Raw genomic sequence first — 14,530 nt, 5'->3', positions numbered from 1 at the left:
GCGTTGATAAAGCAGTGACTAGCTAGGTAAGGCAAGGGGTCTGACGGGCATGAGTTCGCTGGTAACACCCGGCGTCGGTCGTTTGGTCAGATGGGCGGGCAACAGATGTTCAACCCCCATAAACCGAATCATGGCCGCCAGCGGAAACCAGAACGTAATGTCATACGGTCGTCCGTTGGTGAAGAGCTGAACGAGTATCAGCATATAAAAGTAAGCCAGAAAAACGCTCAGCTCATTGGGGTTCGTGCTCATACTCCGGATGGCGTACCGAAGCACCATCGCATTCAGTATACCGAAGAGCGCAAAGCCGAAAATGCCCTGATTGGTCAATGATTCAATCAGCGGAATGTCCAGATAAAGGAATTTGTAGCCGTACCCCAGAATGAGCCGGTGCGGGTGCCCTTCCAGCACGTTGGTAAAGAACAGGGCACTCACCGATCGGTTGGCGGCCGAATCGTCGAGCGTGGCTTTATAGCCGGAGTTTACACTTAACCCAAGCAGGGCATAAACATTCTCCAGGTTTCGCTCCATAAACCCAATTACGTATCCATACAGGATAGCATAGGCATCGTAGTACTTCCGGAAGAAGAAGCTAATACCGATCAGGCCGATTACGATAACGGCGATCGGCATGGGACGGAATAAACTTCTGACCGCCGTACGGATCTGGGCGGGCCGAACATTGAAGTAGACAAAGAAGACAACCGCAATGATCAGGGCAACGATGGCCGAGCGGGTTTGGGTCAGTACCAGCACCGCGAGGTTGAGAACCCCCGCAAACAGCGACAGGAGCCGGAAAAGAATATTGGTTTGCGGGTTAAGAAGCCAGATCGCGCAGGCGATCAGCCCCATAAAGGCATTACGCGAGAAGGCGTGCGGGTTGCCGGACCCTTCGTCGCTGTTGTTCAGCGAGATCGTGGCTCGCTGGCCAATTGTCCAGGTTGGGTCGGTAATCAGCGAATAAATCAGACCGAGGTTAGACACCAGCGTGAACAGGACGACTATCGGTATAAACACCCGGATAACATCGTTCGGGATGTTGATCAGCAAAAACAGGAAGATCAGGATGTAGGCATAATAGATCATGTCCCGGTCGTAATCCTTGAAGCCAGGCACGCCGTTGTAGACAAACATGTACAGCACGCAAAGAATCAGAAAGGTGATACCGAGCCAGAACATGGTAATGTTGGGCCGGTACAACCGACGCAGCACCGTGAAGGGAATCATCAGCAACAGGCCACCCGCCATGGCTACCGCCGTAAACGTAGAGTTACCCGGCGCCAGACGCAGGGCATCCCGGAAAAAGAAGATCAGCGGATAACCATCCAGAAGAATACAGATGCCCACCACCATGCGCATGAGGTCGAGCGTCTGAAGTAAGCGAATGAATTTAGCCATTACGTCGGATCAATTAGCTGATTCACTAAACATTATAGAACAGCTGCGCGCTTACCGATTTTGCCGGCGCGACAGCCGATGGTATACATACCCGAATTCGCCCTGTAGGACAAACGTTGTCAATTTACGCACGCGGGCGTACCGTTTCCAGAACCATTCGCCAAGCGGACTCCGGAGCTGGGGCTGAAACTTGCGTTTAATCTGTTCATGCTCCTGTAGCCCAACGGTACTGGCAATGGTCGACGACTTGGCGTCGGGCTGAACCCGAAAACCGCCCCAGAAGCCGTTGACGTGCTGGAACCGAACTCCTTTCTGCACACCCAGCCGGGTAACGATCTCATAATCGATGACAAACTTCAGACTCTCGTCCAGAAAGCCAGCCTGATTCATGAGACTGCGCCGGATAAACAACGACTGGTTAAATACCTGCATGCCTTCGTAAATCTGGCATTCGATACGAAACGGTGGCACCCGTAGTTCTTCAAGAATAACGTCGTTCAGATCGGTGATGTACATATCGCCGAAGAAAACATCGGTTTGCGGTGATTTTCGCCAGGCTTCGGCTACCCGTTCAAAGGCGCCGGGCGCAAAGACGTCATCCGAGTTCTGGAAAGCGACATAATCGCCCGTGGCCCGGCGAAACCCCTTATTGATGGCGTCGGTCTGGCCCCGGTCTTTTTCGCTGACCCAGCCGGCCAGATAAGGCTCATATTGCTTGATCAGCTCAACACTCCCGTCGGTAGAGCCGCCATCGATGATGAAGTACTCGAGGTTGGGGTAGTGCTGATTGAGGACGCTCAGGATGGTTCGCTCCAGGTATTCTACCTGGTTGAAGGAGGGCGTAACCACGGTCAGTTTAGGGTAAGCCTTACCGTCAGTCCTCACAACCGGCGGCTGGTAGGGTTTGGTAACAAAATCGCGTAACGAATCAGATGCAGGCATAGGCTTACTCAGAGCAGGTTTTGGTAAACTTCCAGCGTCTGCCGGGCCGTTTTGTCGCAGGAAAAATCCTGAAGACGGCGGGTGCCTTTCTGACGCAGCTCGGCTCGCAGGGGTTCGTCGGTAACCACCCGTTCTACCGCATTGGCGATCGAGTCGTCATCTTCCGGGTCAAAGTAAATGGCCGCATCGGCCCCTACTTCGGGTAAGGAGCTTCGATCGCTCAGGACCACCGGACACCCCCCGCTGAACGCTTCCAGCACCGGAATGCCAAAGCCTTCATTGAGTGATGGAAATACGAATGCGCGGGCGTGCTGATACAGGTTCAGCAGACCAGCATCGGTAACGGGCCGGTAGTGAACCCGGTCGGCCAGCCGGGCTGCGTGGAACAGCGCCTGTTCATCGTGGTTAAACAGGCCGCCCCCTCCGCAAACCAGGTGCAGGTCGGGATGGCGTTGTAAAACCGGCTGAATGGCGCGGAAAAAGCCGTCAAAATTCTTGTAAAGCCCCCGTTTACCAACGTAAAGGATATACGGGAAGGGTAGTCCGGGCGTTACGGTCGATGGGGTGTTGACTTGTTCGGCCAGGGTTGTACCCAGATGAATCACCTTTATTTTGTCGGGGTTGATCGGGAAGTAGCGCAGAATCTCTTCTTTCGAAAATTCCGACACAGAAATGATACAGTCGGCCCGGCGTAACAGTTGTTTCTTTACGTCGTACAAGCCCTTACCGACATCCGGGTACTGATCGCCGTAGCGTTCGCTGGTCGCATCATGGAAGGTGATGACGAAGGGGCGGTTGCCGATTGAGTTCAGGAAGTACCGGTGATAATACGTGGGGTGAAACACATCGTACTTGCCGGCGCGTATTCGTTGCAGACTATACAATCGGTTCAGGACAGAGGCTATCCGGTTGGCATTCGGTAAGTCGGCCAGGTTACGGTAACGCAGGTGGCGGCTGAAAGATACCTGGTCAAGATACTCGTTGTTGGATAAACGCAGGGATAACTCAAACTCGATATCAGGCCGCTTGGCAAACGAACGCATCAGTTCAAAAAAATACCGGGAAACGCCCCCATAGGTCAGGCCTGTGAACGATTGATGGTCGTATAGAACTTTCATGTAAGGAAATCTACAAACTCGCAAGTTTGTATTTTTCTGAGAAATAGTACCTGCAAAATTAAAGTTTTTATCGACAATTCCCAGACAAGCGCCATAGGATTGGGGGTCAGAACTTACCGAATGGCCGGTAGGGGTATCTGATCCAGAAAACGCGTAACCAGCCGGAGCGACTTCACCGTACTACGTTTCCAGCCTCGTAAAACGACTGGTTCGGGTTGCTGACCATAGGCGGGAGCCTGGGCTTCCGGTAACGTTAGCCGACGTGCCGACAGGGTCGACTTACAGGCGGTCAGTAGAGCCTGAATATCGGACCGGTGGGCGAGTTTAACTCGATTCTGGTGCGGGAAGAACCCCTCGTTCGGATTGGAAAGACCCTTCAGGTTGACGAATACCAGCGGCTGGTTCTGCCCCGTGGGGTCTGTCACAAGCCAGCTGGTTCCTGACGATTGCAGGCTGCGTTCCGGTAAGTTCCAGAGCGCCAGATGCCAGCCCGGGTTTTTAACAACGACCACGTCCCGAAAGAAGACAGGAACATGCATCAGCCAGATCTGATCGGTACACAAACCGGCGCAGAAGTCGATATAGGCCCGCTCGGTAACCCGATCCTGCCACCAGGCAAGGAAGCGATCGGTTTCGGCCGAGCGACGAAAAGCCAGAAAATCAGCGCTATACAGCCCAATGTTTTGAAAGTATTTTTCGTCGGGCCAGGCGCCACCGGGCTGCGGCCCGGACGCGGGCGACCGGGTAATGTGCGGAGTCAGCAGTATGGTTGCGTTGGCAAGGGCTTCCCAGACCGGCGTTACCGACCCCATAAACTGAATGGCGGAGTCTGCATAAATGAGCTGGTCGGCATCCGGAAAGTGCCTGAACACATGCGCAATGACATGAGGCTTGCAGGCGGCTGCGAATTCGGTAGGCGTGTATTTCGCCGACAGCGCCGTCAGCTGCTCGGCGGGTAAAACCTCACCCACGGGCAGCAGCGGGTAGGGCGACACGAAGTCGGCTGGTAAGCGGGCCGGATCGTCGACGAGGCCGATCAGGACACGCATCGGCTGGCCGTTGGGCTGAAGCGCGTGACGGGAGAAACTATCACCGAGGGCAATAGCCTGCGGCAATTGGCGAATGGTACAGAGAGTTAGTAGCACAGTAGGCGCAAAACTAACTCATTCGAGTATATCCCCCAAGGCCGCTAGGTAAGGAGCGAGCCAATTGGCCGATGCGTCGGCATACCGTTGGTAATTTCCCTGCCGCAGGTTGCTCAGCACTGGACTGATGCGCTGAAGTCGGTCGTGGGGCAGGCAACTCCGCATCGTAAAATGAGCCAGCCGACGGCGTAGCGCCTGCATACCGGGCGAGTTTTCGGGGACACGCCCGCTCAGTAACTGCGTGATTGCGGCTAACTGAGCCTGCTTTTCGCGCAGGGGAGCCAGCTTCTTGCTACGGTGACGGGCCAGCCGATCCCGCAGCCGTATCCGTTCGGCGGGTTCCTGCTGGCGGATGCCTACCTGCTGCTGTACGTGGGTGCGGTACAGCTGGAGGGGTTCATCGATGTAGTGGATCACGTTATTGGTGGCACCCACCAGGCCGAGCCATCCGTCGTAGATATAGCCGGGAACCGAGTCGGGGAAAGGCATGGCTACTGCCAGAAACGAGCGCCGGAGCACGGTAGCGCAGCCCATGACCCGGTTGCCTTCCAGCATGACTTCCATCATATCGCCCGAATACCAGCGCTGGCGAGCCTCCTGATCGAAGCGTACCCACTCCCAGAAGCGGGATTGCCGCCCCTGTAGCTGCTCATCGGTAACCCAGGCGTCGCAGAAGGCAAGCTGGGCTTCGGGGTGTTGCACCATGTAATCGGTCATCGTGCTGATCTTTTCAGCCAGCCAGTAGTCATCCTGGTCGCAGATAAAAATCAGATCGCCGGTGCACTCGGCGAGCGCCCGCTCAAAGTTTTTGTTGTAACCTAGCCGATGAGTGTTTTCGTAGATGCGTATCGGAAACGGAACCTCTGCCGCCAGCTGTTGCAGGAGGTTGATTGTCGTGTCTGTCGACTGGTCATCGCAGACAACGACCTCGTCGGGTTGTTGTTTTTGAGCAACCAGACTTCGCAACTGGGTTGCGAGGTGCTCCTCACCATTGTAGGTGCACAGGGCGATCGAAATAGTTGGCCGAGTCATACACTCACTCAAATTTGATAGCCGTATTTAGCGAAGATTGGACGCCAGTAATCTGTACCATGAATGTTCCAGGCATGACAGCCAAAAGGTAGTTCACCCTTGTTGTAGTGTTCTATGGCCCATTGTGGGTAAAATTCAACCGCAAAATGCAGCGCCGTATGGTACGAAGGAATGCGTAAAAAAGGTCTGTAACGATTTACCTCAACCCCAAAGAAAACGTCTTCGTTATACTGGTGGTCAGGTCTTCGCTCATACGTCTCGATCTTACTTCGGAATGCCCGGAGCGCCCGAAGCATAGCGGGTATCCGCCGTAGTGATAAACCCCCGTTGCCTACTCCATTGAGACTGATGATTTCCCGGGGAGTCATCCCATCCGGCTTTTTCAAGTCGAGCCAGGTGGCTATGCGCTGCTTGACCTGAAACCACATTTTGTCGCGCCAGTTGTAAAAATCGCGATCGCGCAGCCAGGGAGCTCCTATGTAATCATAGCCCAGTTGACACCAGTCTGTCAAACTGTCCCGAAAGACAAATGCATCCAGTTGGTGAATAAGCATATACTCGGTTTCGGCAAAAGCCTGATAAAATTCTTCGGACAACATTAGCTTGTTATAGCCCTGTATATCAGCAAAGTAAGCTTCGTCGAACGTTTTCGCCCGTAAAGTTGGGTATATTTTACGGTATTCGGAAATATCAAGGTTATGCGGACTGGCCAGTAAAAGAGGATAATTACCTAGTACTGAAACACATTGCACAAAAGAGATGCGTTCGTATTCGGTAAGCGACGTTTTATAGACGGGTATGACAACGGCCACACTGACCGGCGAAGAATGGTTCATACAAATTTTGGCTGGCCAAGCCGTTGTGCCACAGCCTGTTGTACCCACTCGTAGGGCAATTCGGCGCACGGGTACCCAAACTTGTTCAGGATCGTTACGCCCTCTCCCCGTTTATAACGACCTGAATAGGGCAGGTAGTCCACAAAATCAAAAAGTTTACCGAGCAACAGCACACTTTCGGTGCCGCCGGCATTAGCCATATGGGCCGGACCGCTGTCGATACCGACAAACAGGCGGGCGTGGCGGATGACTTCAGCCGTTTCGAGCAGATTTAATTGACCACAAACGCTGATGTACTGACTGTCGTTGATATGCACAACGGGTTTAAGGCCTATTTCGACGACGGGGTAGCGGTACGTATCGATGAGCCACTGTACGAGCCGGTTCCAGTTCTCAGCTGGCCAGTCGCGCAGCACATGACTCGACTGGCAATGTATCACAATGGGGCGGGCTGGTAGTTTCAACGACGCTACCCGCTCCCGTACTGGTTCCGGAATGTACATTCTGGGCTCGTCGGTCAGGGCTGGTAAACCGGCTGCCTGCGAAAACATGTACAAGAGGTCGCCCCGGTGGTAGTAGTTATCGAACGTCAGGCCGATCTGATCCGCCGTTGGATTGATTGGATCCTCGGGGCAGTACTTGCATTTTCGGTGCGATATGTGCAGATTATATACCTTGTCGTAGATGCCGGAACGAATAAGCCACATCCGTTCACTGGGGCATTTTTCGACCAGGTAACCGTCCAGGTCGGGGTGGTGTTTAACCAGCTCTATGTACGCTTCCCGAACTACCCAAATGATGTACGCATCCGGATGGCGCTGGCGCACATCCCGCGCCACGGGTTCGCAGGCAATGATGTCGCCCATCTGTTCCGACAGGATAATAGCCACCAGCGGTCGCCCACCCGCTTTTAGTTTGAGCCGCTGCAGGTGGATATACTTTAACGCAAAAGACACGAATTTACCGGCAATATGAGTATACTTTCGGTATCTATATGTCCAGAGTGTTCGGAACTGGTGCCATTCGGAGCCTGGTCGGAAACCCATACAATTTCTACGATTCTAAACGCGCAATAACTCGGTTGAACGGTGCTTTCAGTAATTTTCGGACCCGCTGGTACCGCAATACTACCGGGGGTTTTATGTAAATGCAGGGGTACTGCCGGTACTGATCATTGTAGTTCGCTAACAATCGGTCGCGATACAGGTCGAACAAGGGCCTGGCATCGGGCCGTTGCCGCTCGGGCCGTTGCCGCTCGGGCCGTACGGCAGCCGTTGCGGCTTCCTGGGCAAAGGTGTACCGGGTCTGATATTTAGAGACCTCATCGGGGCGGGAGGGGTTGTAACCACTGTAATGAAAAAACTGTAACGATTCGGCTGGACGATCATCCGGACCGTTTACAACCCACTGACCAGCTTCGTCTTTGGCAAGTATTCGTTCGTGCAGATTCCAGTAGGCAACATTATAGCCCAGGTGCTGCTCAATCAATACGTTGTCAAAGTAAACGGGAGCAAAGTTAACCCAATGCTGATCGACAAAGAGACCTTCGCACAAATCAATTCGACATTCGTACACCAGCCGGTCTTTCCACCAAGATACGAATTGCCTGGCTATACTATCATTACGAAGTCCAATAAATCCTAAGTTAAATATACCCGTGTTCAGATGGTGCTGCTCATTAGGACGCTCCCAGTCTGGCGTTGGCGAACAGGTATGGGGGGTCAGTACCAGGCTGTACTGCTTCAGATCCTGATCTAACTTACGCAGGGGCTGGTAAACGATAATATCCGGGTCGAAGTAAATGACTTCGGTGGCATCTGGGTATTCCCTATAGAAATAGTCAATGTAAAATGGCTTTACGGCGGTGTTCAGTTCGGTGATGTCATACCGGTCGCACATGGCCGCGAAATCAGGAATACCGATCTGGTCGACCTCCAGCATGGTGTAATCCGGCACCAGTTCGCCGGGTAAATTAGCTTCGCTGAGCTTGTCGACCAGTCCGATGATATATCGATAGTCCGGGTTGGTCTGCCGCAGCGAGTCACCCAGCGTACGCGCCTGGGCCAGGTAATTGACAGAGCAGATCGTGAAAGCGAGAGTCATCGATACGAAAAATAACGTTTGAGGTCGTTAATCGGCTTTTCAAAGGCATACCAGGACGCCGAAGCAATAGCAATCAGCACCGCCAGACTGAACAGGCGATGAGACCAGTACCCCAGCGTCAGTGAAACACCCAGCCGGTTACTGATCCGGAACAGAATTGGGACAATATGGCCGGGAACCAGCATATGAAATACATAGATTCCGTAGCTGATGCGGCCTATGTAGAGCAGGATTCGATTATTCAGCACCTGCCCAATGGGGCCGCCAATACCAGCGCTGGCATGAGAAACAATAAACAGCGCCAGTATCGATAATACCAGCCGCTGAAACAGGACCGTAATCAGGTGATCATCGGGTAGGAACTGAATACCGACAAAGGCGGCAAAAGCCAGCCCGGCAATCAGGCCCAGTCGTTTTCGTACGGTACCCTCGGCAGCTGGTCGGTCAACCAGCACATAGGCCCAGAGAGCCCCCAGCCCAAAGGCATCGGCACTGGCGGGGGTGAGCAGTCCATCAATATCGCCCCGGGCGTAGCCGTAGGCCCGAAACAAAACACCCAGTACGATCATGCCGCCGATTACCCAGCGAAAGGCCGACCGGGGCGTTAGCAGAACGATCCAGGGCCAGACCAGGTACAGCTGCTCTTCTACGCCCAGTGTCCAGAAGGGCGACAGCACGTCAGACCAGTTTCCGGTCTGGTGGAGCAGAATATTATAGCCGTACAGATAGTAATAGAGCGGATGTGCATCGATGTCAGAATGCTGCGGAATCAGCAGCCATACCCCCGTCAGCACCAGGTAATACAGCGGAAAGATGCGCAGTACCCGTCGGATGAAGAAGTTACGGTACGTACCGGCTACGGTTGCTTTGCCCAGACTGATCCGGTTGCGGTTATCGAGTAAGATCCGGGTGATCAGAAACCCACTGATGACAAAAAATATCATTACCCCCATCGACCCGTTGGGCAACCGGTTGATACCTACACCGGTCGGAAACCAGTGGTAAATCACCACCAGCATGACCGCAATGGTCCGCAGCGAATCCAGCTGGGGCATGTGGCCCGAACGGACGCTGACCGACGACGCCGTTGCCGTGCTTGGATGAGGAGACCGGATCGAACCGGAAAACGGATTCAGCATTCAGGCGGTTAGTTTGTCGAACAAAGTTACGAGTGTAGCGACACTTTGCTGCGCCGGATGCCGGTCTAGTATTTTCTGGCCCAGCCGCTGCCCCATCTGCCGGCGTTGTTCGGGCTGGTCGAGCAGGTCAATGACCCGGCCGCTCATGGCGTCCAGATCGAGATAGGGAACAACGAATCCACCGTCGGCCTCCACCAGCTCGGGGGCGCCACCCGCTTTGTCGAAACAAACCACCGGTACGTCACACAAGCCCGCTTCGAACATGACGAGCGGGTAGGGGTCTTCGCGGGAGCAGAGTACGAATACGTCGAACCGGCTCATGTAGCGCAGAACATCCGGGGTAGGTGGAATCAGATGTACCCGGTCAGCCAGACCTGCTTTTCGAATGTCGAGCCAGAGGTCATCGTGCAACGGCCCCGGCGGAACCCCCACCCAGACGAAATGGACCGGAGCGCCCGATGAGCGACCTATGACCTGTCGGGCCAGGGTAACGAACAGGTCGTTTCCTTTCCGCCATTCGGCATTTCCGCAGCCACCAACCAGGCGCGCATCGGCAGGAACGCCCGGAACCGATAGGGGCTCGGCTTTCGCCTTTCGGACAGCCGTGACCAGCGCGGGGGTATCGATCAGGGTAAACTGAGTAATCCGGTTTGGGTCAAAATGATGCTCTTCGATGTAGTACCGGGCAGTCGCGCTGGAAACGGCCAGCAGCTGATTGGTTCTGGTCAGGAGCTGGCTCAACTCGTCGGGGCGGGTATACATCCGGACCGACATGGCCAGTTCGTGAACAAACGTAACTACCGGAACCTGGGCAGGAATCGATAACTGGCTGAACCACCGGCTGCTGGTAACCGTGTTGACGAATACCAGATCGACCGTGTCGAGCCCCAATTGCTCCCGGATGGCCTGCTGCTGCTGGGCTGCCTGGCGGGCATGCATCGATTGCCAGAGACCTACTTTCCCGAGTACCTTATCGGCCACTGCGCCCACAACGTAGCGGCTGGCCGGGGGCCACACGGTAACGGGGCAGATGGTCTGATAGTCCGTCAGGAGCGGCCCCCCTTCGCCCAGGAGCAGATGCATCTGATAGCCTTCGGCTTTCAGGAGTCGCATCAGGTTTAACAGGACCAACTGGGCGCCGGCTCGATTGGCATCGTGGCCGATAAACAAAAGTTTCAATATGCTTCGTAGCTGGGTTTGGGTAATTTTTTGGCTGGGTTACCGATATAAAGCCCCCATTCGTCGGTGTCTTTATAAATGGCAGAGGCCATGCCGACCAGCGTTCCGGTTGCAATATGCAGAAAATCACGGATGGTGCTGTTCACCCCAAAGAAGCAGTACGGCTCAATGACGCAGTGACCCGACATGACAACATGCGAGGTGAAAAAAACGTGGTCTTTAATCTGGCCGTGGTGCCCGATATGGTTGCCGCTCCAGAGCACTACGTTGTTGCCGATGGTGGTGAAGGGCTGAATGGTATTGTCTTCCAGAATAAAGCAGTTTTCGCCGATCTGGTTGCCAAACAGCGTGGCTTTTGAGCTGACGTAGGAGATGAATTCGTAACCTTTGGCTTTCGCTTCCAGGTAAATCCGCTCGCGGTTGCGGTTCATGCCACGACCGGTCATGGGCGCAAAGAACTTAAAATCCTGTGGGGGGTAAATCGTTGCTACGTCCTCAAAGGCCACAACCGGCAAACCCCGGAACTCAGTACTGGTCAAATACTCGCGGCTCACGGTAAACGCCACTACGTCGTGTTCCGAGTCCTGCGTGAGATAGAAATGAGCCAGCTCGGCTGTATCCATCACGCCAAAGATGATAACGTTTGCCATAGTTTATGAGTGAATGATGAACGACAGATTCGGGCATACACGACAGGCGAATCCCGAAGTTGTCGTTCATTCTCGGTTATAATAAATCAAATTCGGTTAGCATAGCCCGGGTGGTCGGCACATCGTTGAACATTACTATGTCGATGATCGACAGCCAGGGAACAAACTCCGGCCGGTTGAACTGGGCGTATTCGACCCGTTTGGCCTGGATGAAAGCAAGGTCGATACCCGCCGTAGCAAACGATGGCTTGTCATACAGGTCGGTACCGCCAATGGGGTTAATGTACCGCGTGGCCTTTTCCTGCCGGCAGATGTCCAGAATACGGTCCTGGGCTTTCAGGTCTGCATTCTGATAGATTGATGAGGAGGCCACGAGACGCGTAGGTATCTCCAGGAATGTATTCAGCTCTACCAGGCTAAAATGAACCAGTTCGGCGATCGAGTCAGTGGTAAAGTTGACAATTTTTTCAGTCAGGGGCATTACCGTTCCGTAATATGGCGCTTTTCGATAGCCCTGTTCGATGGTTTTCAGCAGCTTACTCCGCCACTTCGGATCGTCGGCCAGATGAACCTCATTAATGCGTTTATTCTGGCTGGCATCGCGCAACGGAACCGTAAACAGGTATTCCTGCCCGTTGATCAGGAGCCGGTTCCGGTTGATCCAGCCCCGGTTAATGAACGAAACATCGTCATAGAGGATAAACGTATCTACTGCGCTCATCAGCTGCATGTAGCCGATGTAGGGCAGGAAATAAGGTTGCATAATGGCGATAGTCATAGGGCAATTTGGGGTAGTGAGGCTGGTTCGTGGCCGACAGGGAGCAAGCCCGCAACGGAACAGGTATGGTTATTTCAGCTTGCGGAGGTAATAGTCTTCGCCCGGTACAGGCGCAATGGCCCGCAGGGTCGTATCGGTGCCTAACCGAATATCTCCGGCCTGGGGTCTGATTACGCTACTGGCAAAAAACAGGTAATCGGCCTCTTTCGGAATCGGTCTCAGACCCTGTTCGAACGGGTTGATTGGTATGAGCCGACGCGACAGGGACGGTCCGTATAGCGGGTACTCGTAATCGTCGTTGATTGTACCGAGGGCCACCGTTGCGTTTGCCGGAACAAGTTCGTCAAATCGTTTGTAGGGCCGGAAGATGTCGGGCCGCCCGAGGGTCATCTGCTCAACACGGTCCGATGAAAACGCAGACGGAAAAGGCCGTCCGTCGGGAGCCGTCCAGGCAAAGGGAAGCGCCCGGGTGTTTAGAAACACGCACATCAGGGCCGAGACGCAGCCAAGCACGACAATCAGCCCAACGTACCCTTTCCAGACCACGCGCTTCGGCACCTCGACTGATAGCCGGGCGTGCAAAAACAGGAGGCCCAGAAACAGGATGCCGAACAGGCCCGTTTCGATGAAGTATCGACCCTTGAAGGGGTCATATGGAGCCGAGTAGGAGAGAGCGGCAAAATGTAGCAGCAGGGCCAGGCCGATGAACAGATGGGGCGTAGACCGAACAAAGCCCGTCAGAACCAGAATCAGTAGCGGAAAAATCAGCCCAATGCCGATAGCCCCCCAGTACGGGTTGGCATTGTAGAACATAAACTTGCGGTCGAACGCAAACGGCTGGATGGAGAAATCGGTCTCTTCGTCCAGGCGCATATGCAGTTTATCTTCCAGTATAACCAGGGGTTGCCGCATGGCATGGTTCAGGGTAGCCCCGGCCCGAACGTTCCGGATACCGTCCAGATTAGCATGGTCGTAGGCATAGCGAATCACATTCCGGCTTCCCTGTTCGAACAGGTTTCGGGCCGAGCCTGCCCGTTCTACCGACTGGTGTTTGAGAGCGGTTGGCGGGCCAATCGGATGACCAAATACTTCGATATTTTTCAGATACCCGGTAGGCAGCGTCCATAAGCAAACGCCTACCAGTATAGCTCCCGCCAGTCGCAGGGTTCGCCGGGTCGTGATGGCCAGCGATGGCGACAGAAAGACCGTGTAGATCATAATCACAAACACCGACGGCAGCAGCAGCGCGAAAGTAATCTTGTGGCCAAAGGCCATGCCGAAGGCCATACCTGCCAGATACAGATACCGGCTGTCGCGGGTTTGCGGACTGCCGGAAGCCTGGTAGCTGAAGAGCATGTACAGTAGCACACTCAGGTAGGCGGTCAGCACAATATCGGTTTCGGTCGTAATGGCCTGCATCAGAAAGTCAGGCAGCAGCGCATAGCAAAGGGCACAGAAAAAACTGGCCGACAGCGACACCGCACCCCGGCTAACCCCGATGCGCTGGATAATACCGAAAACCGAGACGATGGCTACCCAGTAACTGAGGTGATGAATGAACTTGAAGCCGTTTTCGAACCGGCCGGTCATCAGAAAAGAATAGATCTGAAGCGTACAGACGCTCTTGGGGTAGGTGTCAATGTTCCAGTTGGTACCGCCAAAATGCCGCATGGTACCGCGTTGCATGTACTGCATCAGCCGGTTGAGGTGCCCGGTCATGCTATCCCATTCGTTGGGAACGGTAAAGAAAACGAGCAGCAGGTTCGTTACCGCAATAACGGCGAGCGTGCCAAACAGGATCGTGAACAGAAACTTCGGGAAGGTGGTCAGGGCCTGAAACCACCGGCGCATCGAGTGGCGCCGGTCCCGGATCAGCAGCGACACCGAGAAGCGTTCATGATCTGGAACAAGCCAGCGCAGTATACGACCCAGCACCGTTGCCGTAATGAAGACCGACACGGCCCATACGGGGGTAGTATTGGTCTGGTAAAGCGCCGACAGGATAAAGCCCGTCAGGATAACGCTGCCTGCCCCAAGCAAAAACGAAGTCAATAGCCAGTCCACCAGCGACCGGCGGCAAATTCGGGCCGCTAGTCGTCCAACGTAGAATAGAAAAAGAAATAAGGCAAGGATGTAGATAAGTGTCATACTATCGAATAACGAATCATAAGTGACTGGTTCTAAGGTATTGCTGGCCTAGTCGGTGACCA

General features: G+C 54.2%; 13 protein-coding genes. All 13 read right to left on the bottom strand.

What is annotated here, in order from left to right; all coding sequences use genetic code 11:
- Positions 1 to 18 precede the first annotated feature (18 nt).
- On the bottom strand, positions 19 to 1,398 hold the full coding sequence (locus EQG79_RS00310) for an O-antigen ligase family protein (RefSeq protein WP_077919931.1): 1,380 nt from the start codon (positions 1,396 to 1,398) through the stop codon (positions 19 to 21).
- Positions 1,399 to 1,449: 51 nt separating this feature from the next.
- The gene (locus tag EQG79_RS00305; protein WP_077919930.1) at positions 1,450 to 2,340 is read right to left on the bottom strand and encodes a glycosyltransferase family 2 protein; all 891 of its coding nucleotides are present in this window, start codon (positions 2,338 to 2,340) and stop codon (positions 1,450 to 1,452) included.
- 8 nt (positions 2,341 to 2,348) lie between these two features.
- Positions 2,349 to 3,458 (bottom strand): glycosyltransferase family 4 protein, encoded by a 1,110-nt coding sequence (locus EQG79_RS00300; RefSeq protein ID WP_129598703.1) that lies wholly within the window; start codon positions 3,456 to 3,458, stop codon positions 2,349 to 2,351.
- Between the two features lie 113 nt (positions 3,459 to 3,571).
- Positions 3,572 to 4,603: a hypothetical protein gene (locus tag EQG79_RS00295; protein ID WP_129598700.1), complete on the bottom strand. Its 1,032-nt coding sequence runs from the start codon at positions 4,601 to 4,603 to the stop codon at positions 3,572 to 3,574.
- A gap of 18 nt (positions 4,604 to 4,621) precedes the next feature.
- Positions 4,622 to 5,635: a glycosyltransferase gene (locus EQG79_RS00290; RefSeq protein ID WP_129598696.1), complete on the bottom strand. Its 1,014-nt coding sequence runs from the start codon at positions 5,633 to 5,635 to the stop codon at positions 4,622 to 4,624.
- An 8-nt stretch (positions 5,636 to 5,643) separates the two neighbouring features.
- Entirely contained in the window at positions 5,644 to 6,447 is an 804-nt protein-coding gene (locus EQG79_RS00285) for a DUF5672 family protein (protein WP_236648619.1), read from the bottom strand.
- Between the two features lie 20 nt (positions 6,448 to 6,467).
- On the bottom strand, positions 6,468 to 7,427 hold the full coding sequence (locus EQG79_RS00280) for a glycosyltransferase family 9 protein (protein WP_236648617.1): 960 nt from the start codon (positions 7,425 to 7,427) through the stop codon (positions 6,468 to 6,470).
- A gap of 97 nt (positions 7,428 to 7,524) precedes the next feature.
- Positions 7,525 to 8,574: a glycosyltransferase family protein gene (locus EQG79_RS00275; RefSeq protein WP_129598693.1), complete on the bottom strand. Its 1,050-nt coding sequence runs from the start codon at positions 8,572 to 8,574 to the stop codon at positions 7,525 to 7,527.
- The gene (locus tag EQG79_RS00270; RefSeq protein ID WP_236648616.1) at positions 8,571 to 9,713 is read right to left on the bottom strand and encodes an acyltransferase family protein; all 1,143 of its coding nucleotides are present in this window, start codon (positions 9,711 to 9,713) and stop codon (positions 8,571 to 8,573) included. Before EQG79_RS00270 ends, EQG79_RS00275 begins: the two co-directional genes overlap by 4 nt.
- Positions 9,714 to 10,892: a glycosyltransferase family 4 protein gene (locus EQG79_RS00265; RefSeq protein ID WP_129598689.1), complete on the bottom strand. Its 1,179-nt coding sequence runs from the start codon at positions 10,890 to 10,892 to the stop codon at positions 9,714 to 9,716.
- Positions 10,889 to 11,542, bottom strand: coding sequence for an acetyltransferase (locus EQG79_RS00260; protein WP_129598686.1), 654 nt, complete (start codon positions 11,540 to 11,542; stop codon positions 10,889 to 10,891). The genes EQG79_RS00265 and EQG79_RS00260 overlap by 4 nt, the downstream gene beginning before the upstream one ends.
- 76 nt (positions 11,543 to 11,618) lie before the next feature.
- Entirely contained in the window at positions 11,619 to 12,320 is a 702-nt protein-coding gene (locus tag EQG79_RS00255) for a WbqC family protein (protein WP_077919921.1), read from the bottom strand.
- 69 nt (positions 12,321 to 12,389) lie between these two features.
- Positions 12,390 to 14,468: a glycosyltransferase family 39 protein gene (locus EQG79_RS00250; RefSeq protein ID WP_077919920.1), complete on the bottom strand. Its 2,079-nt coding sequence runs from the start codon at positions 14,466 to 14,468 to the stop codon at positions 12,390 to 12,392.
- Positions 14,469 to 14,530: the final 62 nt, after the last annotated feature.

The sequence above is a fragment of the Spirosoma sordidisoli genome, assembly GCF_004138325.1.
In the GTDB taxonomy this organism is placed as follows: Bacteria; Bacteroidota; Bacteroidia; order Cytophagales; family Spirosomataceae; genus Spirosoma; species Spirosoma sordidisoli.
Note: the sequence above shows the minus strand (reverse complement) of the source record. Positions and strands in the feature narration are given on the sequence as shown.

Coding starts and splice junctions, on each gene's coding strand:
- EQG79_RS00310 (WP_077919931.1), bottom strand. CDS start 1,398: ATGGCTAAATTCATTCGCTTACTTCAGACGCTCGACCTCATGCGCATG.
- EQG79_RS00250 (WP_077919920.1), bottom strand. CDS start 14,468: ATGACACTTATCTACATCCTTGCCTTATTTCTTTTTCTATTCTACGTT.
- EQG79_RS00260 (WP_129598686.1), bottom strand. CDS start 11,542: ATGGCAAACGTTATCATCTTTGGCGTGATGGATACAGCCGAGCTGGCT.
- EQG79_RS00270 (WP_236648616.1), bottom strand. CDS start 9,713: ATGCTGAATCCGTTTTCCGGTTCGATCCGGTCTCCTCATCCAAGCACG.
- EQG79_RS00290 (WP_129598696.1), bottom strand. CDS start 5,635: ATGACTCGGCCAACTATTTCGATCGCCCTGTGCACCTACAATGGTGAG.
- EQG79_RS00255 (WP_077919921.1), bottom strand. CDS start 12,320: ATGACTATCGCCATTATGCAACCTTATTTCCTGCCCTACATCGGCTAC.
- EQG79_RS00300 (WP_129598703.1), bottom strand. CDS start 3,458: ATGAAAGTTCTATACGACCATCAATCGTTCACAGGCCTGACCTATGGG.
- EQG79_RS00305 (WP_077919930.1), bottom strand. CDS start 2,340: ATGCCTGCATCTGATTCGTTACGCGATTTTGTTACCAAACCCTACCAG.
- EQG79_RS00275 (WP_129598693.1), bottom strand. CDS start 8,574: ATGACTCTCGCTTTCACGATCTGCTCTGTCAATTACCTGGCCCAGGCG.